This is a genomic window from Meridianimaribacter sp. CL38 (assembly GCF_004328055.1).
In the GTDB taxonomy this organism is placed as follows: Bacteria; Bacteroidota; Bacteroidia; order Flavobacteriales; family Flavobacteriaceae; genus Gaetbulibacter_B; species Gaetbulibacter_B jejuensis.
The window spans coordinates 57,381-77,216 of record NZ_QKWS01000002.1 but is presented as its reverse complement, the minus strand read 5'-3'; the positions used below and the strand labels follow the sequence as shown (position 1 = coordinate 77,216).

The following is a 19,836-nucleotide window of genomic DNA, read 5'->3' as shown; positions in this document are numbered from 1 at the left end:
TAATAAATGAGCTTTTTTTATGTCTTATAGTGAAACTATCTTAAAGCAATAAACCTTAAATAGGTTTATGTACAGACATCTATTAGTACATACTTTAATAATCATTAATACACTATTGCTTTGAAAGGGCATTTAAATAAAGTGTAACTACCAATACAGCTACCATACAGTTTAATATATTGAATATACACAAATAAAAAAGGCAGCTATTTCTAGCTGCCTTTTTCTATCAACATTTATTTGGCTATTGCCTAATAATTAGTGTCTCTTAACTGATGAAGATACAATCTTCTTAGTTACTGAACCTTGACTAGTTGTTAACTTAACATAGAACATTTGGTTAGACGTTCTAGATAAATCAAATCTAGTATTTCCTTTTGAACCAGCAACGTATCTGTTATTAGTATCACTTAAGATTAGTAATCCTTTAGTGTCAAATAACTCAATAGTTACATTAGTTTCAAAGTCAAATGTGTATGAAATATTAACTTCTTTGTCAAATGGTACTGGATAAGCTGTAAAGTCTAGAGCTTCACTTACCCTTTCCTCTGATACTTCACCTGCATAGATTTGTGCACCATTAGATGTAGTAGAGTAAGTTGTCTCATTACTTTGTCTGTTTTCAGCTTCTGTACCTTCAACCCAAGTATAGGTTACTGAACATTCTCCTTCATTTCCACATGAATCCGTTTGAGTGAAAGTTCTAGTTAATGTATACTCTGTATAGTCAAGATAGTAGTAACCGCAATCAACATAAATTCCGTCACATACACTACCATCAATATCCCAGTCTGATGGATTACATGAAGGAGCAGTATCTTCAGTAACATTATACCAAACTAGACCTAAAAGATAACCATTATCATATTCATATACTTCCCATCTATTAGTTGAATGATTGTAGTATAAATCATAAGTATATTGTGGATAATCTTCTCTATAACCATCAGCATATATTGCGTAACCATCTTCAGCATATCCAGTTCTTTCGAAATGAACAAGCGCAAACAGTGAACCATTTTGTATACATGAGATATCAAAATTAGTAGACTCTCCATAGTACTCTTCAGATGATAATTCATCAGTATATGTAGTAGTTACTCCATCTTCATCCATGTTATCAGTATAGTTAGCTGTTGTAGCTACACCATAAGGAACACCATTATTATCTAAATCTGGATTTTCACCAAAGTTAGCATCGTCTGGACACTCAATAACAGGAGCTTCTTCATCACAACCTACTTCAATTGTCCATGTGTAAGTTACACTACACTCATCTTCGTTACCACAATCATCTGCAGCAGTAAATGTACGAGTAAATGTGTAAGTTACAGAACTTGAATATACTGGGCACTCTAAAGTAAATGCTTTGTTATGTCCAGTGTTAGATGTAAACGACCAAGCTGTAGCATCGCATCCGTCAAATGCATCTGCATCTGCACTTCCTGCTGGCTGAATATCATTTCCTCCAAAGTCTTGAAGAATGTCATACTCACCACTATTTGAATTGTATACTACTAAGATAGTTCCATAATTAGGTAATACATCTCCGTTTAGGCTTGTAATAACACCTGAGTAATATGGCTGACCATCAGAAGTAGTTCCTGCAGGAGCATTTCCTAAGTTAAGCATATATCCTTCTTCAAAAGTGAAGATATACTCACCTTCTACTGAAGAACTATTAACTGTTTCAGTTATCTCACTATCAGTGTAATCATGAGTTGCACCATCAGCTATACAGTTGTCTGTATAGAATGCTTTATCAGCAAACCCTGTTGGAGTTTCAGTTACTACACCAAAATCAACATCTTCAGGACACTCTAATACTGGAGCAGTAACATCATTCACTGTAATAACATGAGTAGTTACAGAAACATTTCCACATCCATCATCATATGTCCATGTACGAGTGATTGTTTCAGGACAAGTTTGCCCATCACTAGTTTCACTAAACACACCTTCTATTTCACCTTGACAAGTATCGATAGCTTTTAAGTCAATAGCTTCTGGTACATCATCTGTACACTCATAAGTAAATTCTTCATCTGCAGGTGCTTCAGGAGCTTCATCATCAATTACTTTGTAAGTACAAGTAAATGGCTCAGAAATTTTACCACAAGCATCCTCAGCTTCAAATGAAATTGATAACATATTGATACAATTGTCATCTGTAGAAGTTTTACCTATAACACGTATAATTATATCTCCAAGATCAGTACAGTTATCACTTACACAGCTTCCAATAGGTAATATTTCAACACCACCAACAGTCCATGATGTGAATGCATCTATTTCATCTCCAATATTAAGAGATATTCCAGCTTCAGCAGGACAATCAGCTCCATTAGATGTAAATATTTCGAAACTTTCTAATTGACATTCTAAGTCAAATACTGGAGGTGACTGATCACCACCTTGATAGTTAACTTTGATGATATCAGACTCATTTCCGCATTCATCCATAGCTATGTACTCAAATACTCTAATCCACTCACAGTCTGTACCGTAAACTTTTTCTATTTTGTTTACAGTGATTACCTCTGAACAGTTATCAGAATATAACGCAGCGATATCTTCCTCAGAAGGCTCTCCTAAATCAGAATCTATACATAAGTCTAATGAATTTTGACCCATTGGAACATCTCCTTCAAGTACTGGTGGTGTAGTATCACCTCCTTGGTAGTAAATTACAATGTTCTCAGCTTTATTTCCACAAGCATCTTCTACTGTGTAAGTATAAGTTGCTGTCCAGTAGCAATTATCTCCAGTAATAACTGGCTCTAATTCAGTTACGATAACTTCACTACAGTTTTCAGTATATAACTCAGCTAAGTTGCTTGATTTTGGTGCTTCTGGAATTTCATCAAAACATAATTCCATTCCTGTTTCACCAGTTGGTAACGTTCCTGTTAACTCAGGAGCAGTTTTGTCTCCTCCGTTATAGTAAACTTTAACTGGAGCTGCAAAATTACCACAATCATCTTGAACTTCGTATCTGAACATAACTGCCCAATCACAATCATCACCAAGACTTACAACTGTTTTAGTAACATTTACATTACCACAATTGTCTTCAAATAATGCAGCAATCTCTTCTTCAGTTGGTTCAGTTGGGTGATCAGCATAACATGCATCAATATTAGAAATACCTTCAGGTAATTCACCTACTAATACTGGAGCTGTTTCATCGATAACTGTTACAGTACGATTAGCTGTAATCGTTCTTCCACATTCATCAGTGAATGACCAATTAACTTCAAACATTCCACAGCTTCCATCAAAAGGCTCTGCAACACCTTGAACTTCACCACTAATTTCACAAGAAACAGTACCTCCATTTGAGTATGATAAATAAGCTGGCTCATATGTTGCTAAATCTTCACAAGCAATAGTTATGTCATCTACTTGATCAAACTCAGCTACTGGAGCTGGTAATACAGTTACTGTTTTGCTAGTTGTGATTTCACGCTCACAATCATCTTTATAGAACCATGTTACTGTTAATGTTCCTCCACACTCAGAGTAAGTTCCTGTAATTTCTCCTAAAACTTCACCTTCAATTAAACAAGCTTCAGTTCCAGCATCATTAGTGTAAGATAAATATGTAGCTTCGTATACATTTGCTTCTTCACATGTAATCTCTTCATCCTCTACTGGTGCAAACTCTGCTGCTGGTGCTGGTAATACAGTTACTGTTTTGGTAGCTGTAATCTCTCTTTGACAATCATCCATAAATGTCCAAGTTACCATTAACTCTCCACCACACTCTGTGTAAGTTCCACTTAATTCTCCTTCAACCTCTCCTGCTATTAAACAAGCGTCAGTCTCAGCATTATTACTATATGATAAGTAACCTGCAACATAAGATGCTGCTTCATCACATGTAATCTCTTCATCCTCTACTGGTGCAAATTCTGCAGCTGGTGCTGGTAATACAGTTACTGTTTTGGTAGCTGTAATTTCACGCTCACAATCATCTTTGTAGAACCATGTTACTGTTAATGTTCCTCCACACTCAGAGTAAGTTCCTGTAATTTCTCCTTCAACTTCTCCTGAAATAGAACAAGCTTTAGTTTCTGCATTGTTGTTGTATGATAAATACCCAGCTGTATAAGTTGCAGCTTCATCACAAGTGATTTCTTCATCTGTTACTGACTCGAAAGATGCCATTGGTGCTGGCTCAACTGTTACTGTTTTACTAGTTGTTATCTCTCTTTGACAGTCATCAACATATGTCCAAGTTACTTCTAACTCTCCACCACACTCTGTGTAGCTTCCTGTAATTACTCCTTCTACTTTTCCTGAAATGTAGCATGACTTTGTTTCTGCTCCATTATTATAGGTTAAGAATCCTGCTGAGTAAGATCCTGCTTCATCACAAGAAATTACTTCATCTTCTACTGGTGCAAATTCTGCAACTGGTGCTGGTAATACTGTTATTGTTTTACTAGCTGTGATTTGACGATTACAATCATCAGTATATGTCCAAGTTGCTATTAACTCTCCACCACATTCTGTGTAGCTTCCACTTAATGATCCTTTTACTTTTCCTGAAATATAGCAAGCGTCTGTTTCTGCTCCATTGTTATATGTTAAGAATCCAGCTGAATAAGTTGCTGCTTCATCACAAGTGATTTCTTCGTCCTCTACTGGTGCAAATTCTGCAACTGGTGCTGGAGAAATAGTAACAATTTTTGTAGCTGTAATTTCTCTCTGACAATCGTCAATAAACGTCCAAGTTACCACAAACTCTCCACCACATTCTGTATAGCTTCCTGTAATTTCTCCTTCTACTTCACCTGCTATTAAACAAGCGTCAGTCTCAGCATTATTTGTGTACTCTAAGTTAGCCGATTGATAAACAGCAGCCTGATCACAAGTAATAGTAATGTTTTGAGGAACATTTACAAATTCAGCTTTAGGTGCAGGTAATACAGTTACTATTTTTGTAGCCGTAATCTCTCTTTGACAATCATCCATAAATGTCCAAGTTACTTGCAACTCTCCACCACATTCAGTATAGCTTCCACTTAATTCTCCTTCTACTTGTCCTTCAATTAAACAAGACTCAGTCTCAGCATTATTACTATATGATAAGTAGCCTGCAACATAAGATGCAGCTTCATCACATGTAATCTCTTCATTTTCCACTGGAGCAAACTCTGCAGCTGGTGCTGGATTTACTTTAATTTGTTGAGTTTGAGTTATAGTTCTCTCACACTCATCAGTAAAAGTCCAATTAGCAAATAAAAGCCCTCCACATTCAGTGTAACTTCCAGTAATTTCTCCTTCAACTTCACCTGCTATTAAACAAGCATCAGTTCCAGCTCCATTACTATATGCTAAGTAACCTGCCTCATAAGATGCAGCTTCATCACAATCAATTACAATAACCTCAACTGAATCAAATTCTGCAACAGGAGCTGGTAATACAGTTACTGTTTTACTAGCTGTAATCTCACGCTCACAGTTATCTTTGTAGAACCATGTTACTGTTAATGTTCCACCACACTCAGAGTATTCACCAGAGATTTCTCCTTCAACTTCTCCTTCTATTAAACAAGCATCAGTCTCAGCATTATTACTATATGATAAGTAGCCCGCAACATAAGATGCTGCTTCATCACATGTAATCTCTTCATCTTCTACTGGTGCAAATTCTGCAGCTGGTGCTGGTAATACAGTTACTGTTTTTGTAGCTGTAATTTCTCTTTGACAATCGTCAACATATGTCCAAGTTACTTCTAACTCTCCACCACATTCTGTATAGCTTCCACTTAACTCACCTTCTACTTCTCCTGAAATAGAACACGCTTTAGTTTCTGCATTGTTGTTGTATGATAAATATCCTGCTGTATAAGTTGCAGCTTCATCACATGTAATTTCTTCATCTGTTACTGACTCGAAAGATGCCATTGGTGCTGGCTCAACTGTTACTGTTTTAGTAGCTGTAATCTCTCTTTGACAGTCGTCAACATATGTCCAAGTTACTTCTAACTCTCCACCACACTCTGTGTAGCTTCCTGTAATTACTCCTTCTACTTTTCCTGAAATGTAGCATGACTTTGTTTCTGCGCCATTATTATAGGTTAAGAATCCTGCTGAGTAAGATCCTGCTTCATCACAAGAAATTACTTCATCTTCTACTGGTGCAAATTCTGCAACTGGTGCTGGTAATACTGTTATTGTTTTACTAGCTGTGATTTGACGATTACAATCATCAGTATATGTCCAAGTTGCTATTAACTCTCCACCACATTCTGTGTAGCTTCCTGTAATTACTCCTTTTACTTTTCCTGAAATGTAGCAAGCGTCTGTTTCTGCTCCATTGTTATATGTTAAAAATCCAGCTGAATAAGTTGCTGCTTCATCACAAGTGATTTCTTCGTCCTCTACTGGTGCAAATTCTGCAACTGGTGCTGGTAATACTGTTATTGTTTTTGTAGCTGTAATTTCTCTTTGGCAATCGTCCATAAACGTCCAAGTTACCAATAACTCTCCACCACATTCTGTATAGCTTCCACTTAATTCTCCTGCAACTTCACCTGCTATTAAGCATGCTTCAGTCTCAGCATCATTAGTATAAGCTAAGTATCCTGCTTCATAAGATGCCGCTTCATCACAAGTAATTTCTTCATCTGACACTGACTCAAAAGCTGCCATTGGTGCAGGCTCAACAGTGATATCTTGAACATAGGTAATCTCTCTTTCACATTCATCTGTATATGACCAAGTTACTTTAAGGTATCCACCACACTCTGTATAGTTTCCACTTAATTCTCCTGCAACTTCACCATTTATAGCACAAGCTCCTGAGTCAACACCATTTGTATAAGCTAAACTTGAAGGTTGGTAACTACCAGCCTCATCACAACTTATACTTATGTTATCAGGAGTGTTTAAGAAATATGTTTCAGGTGTTGGCTCAACAGTTATTGTTTGAGACATACTTACAGTATGATCACACTCATCTGTTACAGTCCAAGTTCTAACTAATGTTCCACCATCACAAAAAGTTCCAAGGTTTGAATCGTCTTCCTCTAATGTTACTACCAAGTTGTCTGCACAATTATCTGTAGCAGTTACTTGTGGAGCATCCGGAATTTCATCAATACAACTTACAGTTTCATCTTCAGGAACTCCAACTAACACAGGGTCTTCTGTGTCGCCTCCACTATATGAAATATCAATAGGGCTAGCAGTATTTCCACATTCATCAGTGATTTCGTACTTATAAGTTACACTCCAAGCACAATCACTACCTGTTGGCTCTCCAGACTTTACAACAATTACATCTCCACAGTTATCAGAAAAAAGATCTCTAATATCTGACTCAGATGGTCCTTCTGGAATTTCGTCAAAACAAACGTTTAAGTCTGATCCACCTGAAGGAATAACAGCATCTTCATTTAAAGTTGGAGCTGTTTGATCTCCTCCTGTGTAGTGAATTTTAAACTGCTCTTCAAAATCTCCACAAACAATATCATAAGTGTGGATGATTTCCCAATCACAGTCTGTTGACGGTTGAACCCAAGCTGAAGATTTAGTTACAGTTGGCGTAATTCCGTCACATATTTCGACGTACATTCCACCTACTTCTGCAGCGGTTGGTCCTACAGGAGCTTCATCCATACATCTATTTAAGTATGTACTTCGCTCCATCAGTTCGTTAGATTGCCCTAACATTGAGCCTGAACTAAACACAAAAAGCATGATAAAAGCCAAAGCCTTCATGCTCTTAAAATGCCTAGTAAAAAAGTCAATGCTACAACACCATAAATTTGTAGTAGGTCGCCATTTTATAGCTGAACCTCTACTACGGGTAAAATTGCTCATAAACATAACATTTGGTATTAAAATTAAAATTATCTATACATTTATTTCTTGGCAAAATTGCCAACATAACATAGATGGAGGTTAATACTTAAAATGTTAGGTTTGGGACCTAAATGATTAAGCTATTCAGTATTGCATAAATGAAATACAGAGTAACTTTTCCTTGAATGTAAACATTCAAAAAATCAATAAATGTGCTAATAATCAATTGTTCTGCTATTAAACAATTTTAGGTAAGATGCGTAAAAATTTTCTTGTAAAAAGGGCTTTTATTACGCTAAATAAACGATATGAAATACCATCTATTTACTTTCAAAAGTATATTTTATAATAGTGACTCACAAATAAAATTTGTTTTTTTTTAACAAATAAACAGTTAAACATTTCTTTTTTGCAGTTAATCGAAAAGCAGTTCATTTTCAATGCAAAAATCATCGATAAAATGCACAGACTTTTTTATCATTTCATGAAAAATTTGATCATGATCAACAAAATCCACTTCCTTTCTATAGGCTTTTAGGAATGCCTCAATTAAGCTAGATGATTTTTTAGGTTTTCTAAAAAACAGTGCTTGTGAAGCGTTGAAAAGTTCAATTGCCAAAATCCTTCCTACATTATCAACCAATGTATATGCTTGAGTTGCTGCGTTTGCTCCCATGCTTACATGATCTTCTTGACCATTACTAGAAACTATACTATCAATACTAGCTGGTGTTGCTAATTGCTTGTTTGCACTAACAATACTAGCTGCTGTATATTGTGGAATCATAAAACCAGAATTTAATCCAGGATTGTCAACTAAAAATGTTGGTAAACCTCTTAAACCAGATACAAGTTGAAATGTTCTTCGCTCTGAGATATTTCCTAACTCTGACATTGCTATTTTTAGGTTATCAAAAGCTAATGCTAGTGGTTGACCATGAAAATTTCCTCCTGATATAATTTGATCTTCACCAATAAAAATATTTGGGTTATCTGTTACTGAGTTTATTTCAGTCTTAAATACTTTATGTACATACTCCAATGCATCTTTAGTTGCACCATGAACTTGCGGTATACACCTAAATGAATATGGATCTTGTACATGTTGCTTCTTTTGTTTTATCAGCTCACTATCCTCAAGAAATTCTCTAACTCTCTCAGCAGTTTTTAACTGTCCATTATGAGGTCTTATTAAATGAACCAATTCGCTAAATGGTTCTATTCTACCATCAAAAGCGTCAATTGAGATACTACCTATTAAATCGGCTAAATATGAAATTTTATAGGATTTAATAAGGACATGTATTCCATAAGCACTCATAAATTGTGTGCCATTTAAAAGCGCTAAACCTTCCTTTGATTGTAATTGAATTGGTTTCCAATTAAAATCTGCAAGCACTTTTTCAGAAGCTACTATGGTACCTTTATAATAAACCTCACCTTTTCCAAGTAAAGGCAATGCCAAATGTGCTAAAGGTGCTAAATCGCCCGAAGCTCCTAACGAGCCTTGAGTATATACTATTGGTAAAATATCATTATTATAAAAGTCTACCAATCGGTTTACAGTTTCCAATTGCACACCACTAAAACCGTAACTTAAAGATTGAATTTTCAAAAAGAGCATAAGTTTTACAACTTCATTTGGTACTTGTTCTCCAATACCACAAGCATGAGACATCACAAGGTTTTCTTGTAATTGCGTTAACTTATCTTTAGAAATTTTTACATTATATAGAGAACCAAATCCTGTATTAATACCATAAATAGGTTCGTCTTGTAAAGACATTCTATCATTTAAGTAGGTTCTGCATTTAGAAATTTTATCGATTGCTTCTTTAGAGAGTTCAATCTTTTTATGTAATTGTATTATATCATTAATATCTGATAATTGTAAAATATCAGAAGATATATAATGAATGGAGTCCATAATGAAATTTTAGTGCCTCAAAATTCAACATTCCTTAAATATTATGCAACTAATGTTAATAATTAATAAAATATCATGAATTGTAGCTATATTCTGTTATTTTTGAGTAAACTAAAACAAACTCCCATGAAAAAAACACTAATTTTATTAAGTTCTGTTACTTTGCTTATGGCTTGTAATGAAGAACCTAAAGTTGACTATGCTCTGTTTTCTGGAAAAATTGAAAACAAGAATAGCGACAAACTAATTGTGCGTAGTGGAGATTTCACTAAAACTATTGCCGTTGCTGAAGATGGAACTTTTGCCGACACATTACGTGTAGATACAGGCGTATATATGTTTAATGACGGTAAAGAAATCTCTAACGTTTATTTAGCTCCTGGTTATGATTTAAATCTAACACTAAACACTAAAGAATTTGATGAAACGATAGCCTATACAGGTGTTGGTGCCGAAGTCAATAACTACTTAGCAAGCAAATCGTTACATGACGAAAAACTATCAGGCGAAATAGGAACACCAGAATTATATGCTTTAGAAGAAGAAGAATTTTTAAACAAAATCAATGAGTTCAATACTTCTAAAACTGAATTACTTAAAAACTCTGGAGTGTTAGATGAAGATTTTATTGCTATGGAAACTAAAAACCTGAAGTACGATCATTTATCTAACATACAAAGATATCCAACATACCACGAGTATTTTGCTAAGAAAGAAGGTTTCAAAGCTTCTGACGACTTTATGAAACCATTAGAAGGTATAGTCTTTACTAATGAAGAAGATTATAACAACATAGCAGCATACAAAGCTATGGTTCAAAACCACTATAGCACTAAATTAAATAGTGGTGAAAATGTTGAAGCTACTTTTAAAGAGCTAAGCGCTTTAAACGCACCTTCAATAAAAAAAGACCTTGCTAAAATGTTAGCTTATGAAGTTTCTCCTGGTAACGAAAATCTTGAAGCTTACTACAATGGAGTTTCTTCATTATCTGAAGACCAAGAGTTTAAAGACAAGCTTACAGAAAAGTACAACAAAGTTAAGCTATTAGCAAAAGGAAACCCTTCTCCAGAATTTACTAAATATGAAAACCATAAAGGAGGTACGACATCTTTATCTGACTTAAAAGGAAAGTATGTATACATTGACGTTTGGGCTACATGGTGTGGACCTTGCAAACGCGAAATTCCTTTCTTAAAAGAAGTTGAAGCACAATTTCATGGTAAAAATATTGAATTTGTGAGCACATCAATTGACGTTGCAAAAGACCATGATGCTTGGGTTGAAATGGTTAAAGAAAAAGAGTTAGGTGGTATTCAGTTATTTGCTGATAACGATTGGAAATCTCAATTCGTACAAGATTATGCTATTGAAGGAATTCCAAGATTTATTCTTGTTGATCCTGATGGCAACATTGTAAGTGCAGATGCTCCAAGACCATCTAGTCCTAAACTAGTTGAGTTATTTGAAGAATTAAGTATTTAATACTATTATATAAAATGAAAAAGCCACTGTATCAGTGGCTTTTTTTTTATGCGTTTTGGTCTTCTTCATTTTCTGCTTGTTGTGGTTGTTCAGGCTGCTTAAACAAATCAATATAAGCTTCACCTAAACCTTCAATGACATGACTTGCAATTAAACTTTGATAGCCATAATCCTGCAGAATAATATCAGCAGATTTACCGTGTAAATACACTCCAAAAATAGAAGCAACCAACGGTTGATACCCTTGAGTTATTAATCCTGTTATAACACCTGTAAGCACATCTCCTGTTCCTGCTGTAGCTAACCCAGGATTTCCAGTAGTATTTACATAGTATTTATCCTGAAAAACGGTTATTGTATTTGCTCCTTTTATGATTATAATTACGTTGTACTTTTTAGAGAATGCTTTGGTTTTTTCTAGTTTGTCAAAATCGTCTTTCCAAGTTCCTACAAGTCTTTCTAATTCTTTTGGATGTGGTGTTAAAACGGTTTGCTCTGGCAGTAATTTCAATAAAGCTTTCTTCTTTGAAAGTATGTTTAATCCATCAGCATCAATAACCAATGGTTTTGTATTTGCTTTTAAAAATGCCTCAAAAGCAGTAACAGTTTTATCATGTGCTCCTATGCCTACTCCTATTCCAATTGCTGTTGGCTCAATTTCAAAAGAGATATCAGAAATAAACTCTTCCTCTTTATCAGTAATCACCATAGCTTCAGGAAACGAAGACTGTAATGGCACATAACCACATTTAGGTACAAAAGCAGTTACTAAACCAACACCAGAAGACAAGGCAGCTCTACTTGCCAAATTTACAGCTCCAATTTTACCATAACTTCCACCAATAATCAAAGCGTGACCAAAACTTCCCTTATGAGAAAATTTCTCTCTAGGTTGATAAAGTGGTAAAACTTCTTGTTTACCTATAAGCTCAGTTTCTGTATTTAAATTATAAATGTATTCTAAATCAATACCTATATCTAATACTTCCCATTGTACTGTATATTTTGAAGTTTGCGGTAAGAAGAAAACCAGTTTTGGTGTTTGAAAACTCAAGGTAAAACCAGCCCAAACCACATCGTTTTCATTTTCAGGAACTTTATCTGTAAGTAATCCTGACGGAATGTCTATAGACAAGGTAAACGCTTTTGACGCTCTAAAATGCTGAAACAAGTGTTTAACCCAGTCATCAATTGGTCTGTTTAAACCAATACCAAAAACAGCATCAACTATAATAGCTTCTGGAGTTATTGATGGAAAGTCTTTTTCAGAAGTTAATAATGTAGGCCACTCTTTAGTGGTTTGTTTTATTCTGTCATAGTTAATCAAAAAGTCTTTTGAACGCTTATCACTATAGTTTACAACATAAGTATAAACATTATAACCATGATTTATTAAATGTCTTGCCAATACCAAACCATCTCCACCATTATTCCCTATACCGCAAAATACATGAATAGGAACAGGAGCTCCTTGCATACGCATGTGTATCCAGTTAAAAATTTGGGTTCCAGCACGCTCCATCAACTCGGTTGAGGATATGTTTTGACGTTGTGCTGTTAGTTTATCTCCTTCGTATATCTGTTCTTTGGATAATATTTTCATTATTTGTTAAAAAGTCTTTATGTTTTTTGTTAATTCCGTAAAAAGAATTAATTAGTTTTTTTATTAGAGTAAAAATAATACATTTGAAAGCTATATGAACACTAAGACAGTATTAAATACCAACTTTATATCATCAGCAATTTTTGTTGCTGGCACTTCTGTGTTCACATCTATTATTACAACCCGTTTGGGTTGCTATTAATATATTCTCTCCGGTCCAATGTGTTTTTTTAAACACAACAAATAAACAATATTATTTTTACTAAAGTCATTATAAAATGCACGTATTAAAATTTGGAGGAACTTCTGTAGGTTCTGTTGAAAATATAACAAAGGTTATTCAAATATTAGAAGACTATAAAAAAAGTCAACCTGTAATTTGTGTTGTATCAGCTGTTGGCGGAATAACTGATAAATTACTAAAAGCTGGTCACTTAGCTCAAACAAAAGATGAAAGTTATTTGTCTGAATATAAAACCATTAAAGATATTCATTTAAATATATTATCTAGATTAATTCGAAATGTTGACAAAGCGGTTTCAGATAAACTAAACACTAAATTAGACAACCTAAAAAGCTTACTAGATGGTATTTATTTGATAAATGAGTTGTCACCAAAAACGTCTGATAAACTAGTAAGTTTTGGAGAATTATTGTCATCTTACATCATCACTGAAACCATGAAATCTAAAGGTATTGATGTTGTTAGAAAAAATACACAAGAGTTGATTGTAACTAACGATAACTTTACTAAAGCCGAAGTTAATTATAATACAACTTATAAGAATATTCAGGAGTATTTTAGTAACGCAACACAAGGTGTAACGATACTTCCTGGTTTTGTGTCAAAATCTCAACAAGGTGAAATCACAACCTTGGGTCGTGGAGGTTCCGATTTTACTGCTGCTTTGGTAGCTTCAGCTTTAGAAGCTGATACTTTAGAAATATGGACTGATGTAAGCGGTATGTATACTGCAAACCCTAAACTTGTAAAGCAAGCCTACCCTATCAAAAAGCTGTCCTACCAAGAGGCTATGGAACTTTCCCATTTTGGTGCAAAAGTACTTTATCCTCCAACTGTTCAGCCTGTGTTGGATAAAAACATCCCAATAGTGATTAAAAATACAATGAAACCTGATGCTGATGGTACTTACATTGCCCATGAACAAACCAATAATCTTACTGTAAGAGGAATAAGTAATATCAACGACATCTCATTATTAACTCTTGAAGGTAGCGGAATGGTAGGTATTCCTGGGTTTTCAAAACGCTTGTTTGAAGTGTTGGCTAATCATAAAATAAATGTGGTTTTTATTACGCAAGCGTCATCAGAACATTCTATTTGTTTTGGTGTAAATAAAGCCGATGCTAATCAAGCTAAAGAAAAGATTGACCAAGCTTTTGAGTACGAAATCACTCAGCATAAAATTAACCCAATTGTTATTGAAACTGACCTTTCTATAGTTGCACTTATTGGTGATAATATGAAAAGTCATCAAGGTATTAGTGGTAAAATGTTTAGTACTTTGGGTAAAAACAACATCAATGTTAGAGCAATAGCGCAAGGTGCTTCAGAAAAAAACATCTCTGCAGTAATTTCTGAGCATGATGTTAAAAAAGCTCTGAATACATTACACGAAGTGTTTTTTGAAGTAAAAACCAAACAGCTTAATGTATTTATTACAGGAGTTGGTAATGTTGGAGAACGTTTGGTGGAGCAGATCAAACAACAGAAAAAATACCTTAAAGACAATTTGAAAATCAATTTAAGAGTTATTGGATTATCAAACTCAAGACAAATGGTTTTTGACGAAGATGGTATTTCCCTTAAAAACTGGAAAGCGGTTTTAAACACTGGCGAAACAGCCTCTTTAGAAGGCTTTTTCAAAACTGCAAAAGCATTAAATTTGCGCAACAGCATTTTTGTAGATGTTACTGCAAACAAAGACGTTGCAAATTTATACGCTAACTATTTAAAAGAAAGTATTGCTGTTGTAGCTTGTAATAAAATTGCCTGTTCGGATACTTTTGACAAATACAATCAGCTTAAATATCTATCAAGAAAATACAACGCACCATTTTTATTTGAAACTAATGTTGGTGCAGGTTTACCAGTTATTGACACACTCAATAATCTTATCGCTTCTGGTGATAAAGTCACATCTATTCAAGCTGTATTATCTGGAAGTTTAAACTTCGTTTTTAATAATTTTAATGATACAACCAAGTTTCATGATGTGGTTAAACAAGCACAAGCTGAAGGTTATACCGAACCTGATCCTAGAATTGACTTAAGTGGTGTTGATGTTGCTAGAAAAATATTGATTTTAGCCAGAGAAAGTGGAACGGTTATGGAATTTGAAGACATTACAAACGATTCTTTTTTAACTAAAGCCAATTTAGAAAGCGATTCTGTTGATGACTTTTATAAGACTTTAATTGATGACGAAGCACATTTTCAAAAGCTATTTGCGCAAGCCAATGAAAAAGGTTCTAAATTGAAATATGTAGCCGAATTTAATGAAGGTAAAGCCAAAGTTGGTTTAAAGGAAATTCCGCAAGGTCATCCCTTTTATAACCTAGAAGGAAAAGATAATATTGTAATGTTTTACACCCAACGTTACAAAGAGCAACCAATGATTATCAAAGGTGCTGGAGCTGGAGCAGATGTAACTGCTTCTGGTTTATTTGCTGATATTATAAGAATCGGAAATGACTAATATGGATTCAATAAAGATATTTTCACCAGCAACTGTTGCTAACGTGTCTTGCGGATTTGATGTTCTTGGGTTTTGCCTCGACAGTGTTGGTGATGAAATGGTAATTAAAAAAACAAGTTCCAAAGGAATAACCATTAGTAAAATTGAAGGTTATGATTTGCCTTTAGAAACCAAAAAAAATGTTGCTGGTGTTGCTGGTTTAGCCATTTTAGAAGCAGCCAATGTAAACTTTGGCTTCGATGTTGAAATTTACAAACATATAAAACCAGGAAGTGGTGTTGGTAGCAGTTCAGCAAGTGCTTCTGGAGTTGTGTATGCTATAAATGAATTACTAGGAAAACCTTTCAATAAAACGCAATTAACAGCATTTGCCATGAAAGGTGAAGCTGTAGCTAGTGGCAATGAACATGCTGATAATATTGCTCCAGGATTATTTGGCGGATTTACTTTGGTAAAAAGTTTAGAGCCTCTAGAAATTTTAGAACTCCCTACTCCTACTGATTTATATGCAACCATTGTGCATCCTCAAATTGAAGTAAAAACTTCTGAAGCAAGGGCTATTTTACCTAAACACATTCAATTTAAAGACGGAATTACACAATGGGCAAATGTTGGTAGTTTGGTCCATGGACTGCATACTTCAGATTACGGTTTAATCAGTCGTTCATTGCAAGATGTTATTGTAGAGCCTCACAGAAAACAGCTTATACCACAGTTTGATGTTGCTAAAACTACTGCAATGCAATCTGGTGCATTAGGTGTTGGTATTTCTGGTTCTGGTCCTTCAATATTTGCTTTAAACAAAGGAGAAACAACAGCAAACCAAGTTGCCGAAGCCTTTGAAAATGTGTATAAAAACACAACAATAGATTTTAAAGTTTACGTTTCAAAAATTAATCCTAACGGAATAAAAACACTATCATGAACTACTTTTCACTAAATAAAAAAGCACCAAACACTACTTTTAAGGATGCAGTAATTAAAGGGCTAGCTCCAGACAAAGGTTTGTACTTTCCAGAGAGCATCACTCCTTTACCAGACTCTTTTTTTAAGTCTATTGATTCGCTTTCATATTCTGAAATTGCCTTTGAAGCCATCAAACAGTTTGTGACTCCTGATATTCCTGAAGCAATTTTAAAAGACATTATAGAAGATACATTGTCGTTTGATTTTCCTGTTGAAAAAATAACCGATTCTATTTCAACTTTAGAATTATTTCATGGTCCAACAATGGCTTTTAAAGACGTTGGTGCGCGTTTTATGGCTAGATGTTTGGGTTATTTCAATCAGAATAACACCAACGAGGTTACAGTTTTGGTAGCGACATCAGGAGATACTGGAGGTGCTGTAGCTAATGGTTTTTTAGGTGTTGAAGGTGTAAATGTGGTGATTTTATATCCTAGCGGAAAAGTGAGCGATATCCAAGAAAAACAATTAACTACGCTTAAAAAAAACATTAAAGCATTAGAAGTTCATGGTACGTTTGACGATTGTCAAGCTATGGTAAAACGAGCGTTTTTAGACGACACTTTAACCAGTAAAATGCAACTCACGTCAGCCAACTCTATTAATGTAGCACGATGGTTACCGCAGTTATTTTACTTTATGTTTGCTTACAAACAACTTCACAAGAATTATGACAATATTGTGTTTTCAGTACCAAGTGGCAACTTCGGAAATATTTGTGCTGGTATGATGGCACAACGTTTAGGCTTACCAGTTAAACATTTTATTGCTGCAAACAACGCTAATGCCATTGTATATAACTATTTACAAACGCAGCAGTACGAGCCAAAACCTTCAGTACAAACCATAAGCAACGCTATGGATGTTGGTGACCCAAGTAATTTTGTACGTATTCAGGAATTACATAATAACGATTTTGAAACCTTATCAAAGCAATTAAGCGGTTATAGTTTTACTGATAAAGAAACCATTAAAGCCATTGAAGAGTTATACAATGAGTATAATTACATTGCAGATCCTCACGGAGCTGTTGGATATTTAGCATGTAAATCGCATTTAAAAAACAATCCAAATGACCACTGCGTGTTTTTAGAAACTGCTCATCCTACTAAGTTTTTAGATGTTGTAGAAGATACTATAAAAGAAAATATAGATTTACCTGAGCAAATCTTAAAAGTGATGAAAAAGAAAAAACGTTCAGTAGAAATTTCAACTTACGAAGATTTAAAGACGTTTTTATTGTAGAAGTTAACTACCTCAATGCAAGCACAGAAAGCTTTAATAGAAAACTGTTTTGATTTCTAAGCAAGCCTTGGCGCATTTAAATCTCGATTATCGAGTAAATAGTGCTATCTTTAAATCATGAAAGAACAGCTTGCACTAAAAACAACTGACACTCTTGCGCTTGAACGCACTAGATTAGCAAATGAACGTACATTTTTAGCCTATTTTAGAACCTTTGTCGTTTTTGTGAGCTCTGGTGTTGCTATATTAAAGCTTACCATTTTACAAGAAATTACTCCTATTGGATATTCCTTGTTGATTATTGCTCCTGTGTTATTACTCATTGGAGCGTTACGTTTCTTTTATGTAAAGCGGAAACTAAAAAAAATACTTTTACAAAGCTTAATCTAGTTTAGGTAATTGTAAACCAGATAATACACTTTCTTCTTTCATCAAAGCTTCAATTTCATCAGATTTTCTTGGAGCTTCAGCTGATAAGTTGATTGGACCATTTTCAGTAATTATAATATCATCTTCAATACGAACAGCAATTCCCCACCATTTTTCATCGCAATCACTACCTTCGGGAATATAAATACCTGGTTCTACAGTAATCACCATATTTGGTACAAAAGCACCTCTCAAATTAGTATCATGAACATCAAGTCCAATATGATGTGAAGTCCCATGCGGAAAATATTGTCTCGCATCAGCTTCATTTTTAGCGATACCTAATTTCACCAAACCTTTATTAATTATCTCTCTAGAAGCAGCATCAGTATCTCTCATTGAGTTTCCTACTATAGTAGCATTAATTCCAGCTTCTTGAGCTTCGTATACTAAATCGTAAATTTGTTTTTGTTCTTTAGAAAACTTACCGTTTGCAGGTATGGTTCTGGTAACATCTGCAGTATAACCATGATACTCTGCACCAAGATCCATAAGCACTAAATCATTACCGAGTTTCGTCTTATTGTTTTCAATATAATGCAGTACACAACCGTTATGACCAGCACCAACAATACTAGGATAACCTTCATACTCGCTACCATACTTTTTATACACATATTCATGCACACCTTGTACTTCAGTCTCAGACATATTAGGATGCATTGCTTTCATAACCTCACGCTGTCCCATTGCCGAAATTCGCACAGCTTTCTTTAACAACACCATTTCTTCGTCAGTTTTAACTTCTCGCAAACCTGCCATTAATCTTCCTAAGGTTCGTGTATCTGTTTTTACTTTAGATTGCACTACTTGCGTGTCTTGCTCCTCTTCGATTTGATCTTTCTTGTTATCAATATCAAAAGCTTCTAGCACATGAATTTGCTGTTTAAACGACTGTATTAAACTGTACAAATCTGCTGTGTTTCGTTTAGAATCTCTATAATCATCTTTAAAATCGAAATACAACACCGAATTAAAACTAGTAAAATCAATTCCTGACTCTAAAAACTCCTTTCCATTAAAAGCCATTTCAAACCCTAACTGCTCTTTTGCACCTTCTACTCCTAGCCTATAACCAGTCCATTGTTCTGCTCTAGCATTACGCTCTTGAACATATAGTATTTCGTTGTAGCGTTTGCCTTCGGAATTGGTTTGATACTCTGAGAATACCACCAAAACTGCATGAGGCTCTTTGTAACCTGTGAGGTAGTAAAAATTAGGATCCTGATGGTATACATAATCTACATCGTTAGCTCTGTTTCTAACAGGATTTGAAAAGAAAACAGCCACACTATTCTCTGGCATTTGTGTGCGTAAAGCTTCTCTTCTATTTTTATGAAATTCTGAACTTAAAAAATCTTCAGGCAACCCTTTTTGTGCTGTTACAGTTAAGGTTAACAACATCATACATACGGAAAATAAAATTCTCATGAGTTTGTTTAATTAGTCTTTAAAACTAAAAATAAATAATAATGTATTGCTAATATAATTATCGCTTTACATTAACATTTTTTTGTAAAACTTTTTAAGTGTTAAGGCGTTTAAATAAACAGATAATTTTATATACTTTTGCGAATAGATGAAGGAGTTTTTACTACTAATAATCGAGTTTTTAGGTGATAGTGTTGAAATACTACCCAATA

General features: G+C 34.5%; 9 protein-coding genes. 5 read left to right on the top strand and 4 right to left on the bottom strand.

Annotated elements, in window-relative coordinates; genetic code table 11:
* Positions 1–258: 258 nt before the first annotated feature.
* Complete coding sequence (locus tag DMZ43_RS05540) at positions 259–7,836, bottom strand: T9SS type A sorting domain-containing protein (protein ID WP_131506600.1); 7,578 nt, start codon at positions 7,834–7,836, stop codon at positions 259–261.
* 397 nt (positions 7,837–8,233) lie between these two features.
* Positions 8,234–9,745, bottom strand: coding sequence for a histidine ammonia-lyase (gene hutH / locus DMZ43_RS05535; RefSeq protein WP_131506599.1), 1,512 nt, complete (start codon positions 9,743–9,745; stop codon positions 8,234–8,236).
* A gap of 126 nt (positions 9,746–9,871) precedes the next feature.
* Here hutH and DMZ43_RS05530 point away from each other — a divergent pair, with 126 nt between their 5' ends.
* Entirely contained in the window at positions 9,872–11,230 is a 1,359-nt protein-coding gene (locus DMZ43_RS05530) for a TlpA disulfide reductase family protein (RefSeq protein WP_131506598.1), read from the top strand.
* 46 nt (positions 11,231–11,276) lie between these two features.
* Here DMZ43_RS05530 and DMZ43_RS05525 read toward each other — a convergent pair whose 3' ends face one another.
* On the bottom strand, positions 11,277–12,833 hold the full coding sequence (locus DMZ43_RS05525) for an NAD(P)H-hydrate dehydratase (protein ID WP_131506597.1): 1,557 nt from the start codon (positions 12,831–12,833) through the stop codon (positions 11,277–11,279).
* A gap of 278 nt (positions 12,834–13,111) precedes the next feature.
* Here DMZ43_RS05525 and thrA point away from each other — a divergent pair, with 278 nt between their 5' ends.
* The 4 genes from thrA (at position 13,112) to DMZ43_RS05505 (ending at position 18,154) form a co-directional block, all read left to right on the top strand.
* Positions 13,112–15,553: a bifunctional aspartate kinase/homoserine dehydrogenase I gene (gene thrA / locus DMZ43_RS05520; protein ID WP_131506596.1), complete on the top strand. Its 2,442-nt coding sequence runs from the start codon at positions 13,112–13,114 to the stop codon at positions 15,551–15,553.
* A 1-nt stretch (position 15,554) separates the two neighbouring features.
* The gene (locus DMZ43_RS05515; protein ID WP_131506595.1) at positions 15,555–16,478 is read left to right on the top strand and encodes a homoserine kinase; all 924 of its coding nucleotides are present in this window, start codon (positions 15,555–15,557) and stop codon (positions 16,476–16,478) included.
* Positions 16,475–17,764, top strand: a complete 1,290-nt coding sequence (gene thrC, locus DMZ43_RS05510; RefSeq protein WP_131506594.1) for a threonine synthase — start codon at positions 16,475–16,477, stop codon at positions 17,762–17,764. Before DMZ43_RS05515 ends, thrC begins: the two co-directional genes overlap by 4 nt.
* 117 nt (positions 17,765–17,881) lie before the next feature.
* Entirely contained in the window at positions 17,882–18,154 is a 273-nt protein-coding gene (locus tag DMZ43_RS05505; protein WP_131506593.1) for a DUF202 domain-containing protein, read from the top strand.
* Here the strand turns inward: DMZ43_RS05505 and DMZ43_RS05500 are convergent.
* The gene (locus DMZ43_RS05500) at positions 18,146–19,624 is read right to left on the bottom strand and encodes an aminopeptidase P N-terminal domain-containing protein (RefSeq protein ID WP_131506592.1); all 1,479 of its coding nucleotides are present in this window, start codon (positions 19,622–19,624) and stop codon (positions 18,146–18,148) included. The genes DMZ43_RS05505 and DMZ43_RS05500 overlap by 9 nt on opposite strands.
* Positions 19,625–19,836: the final 212 nt, after the last annotated feature.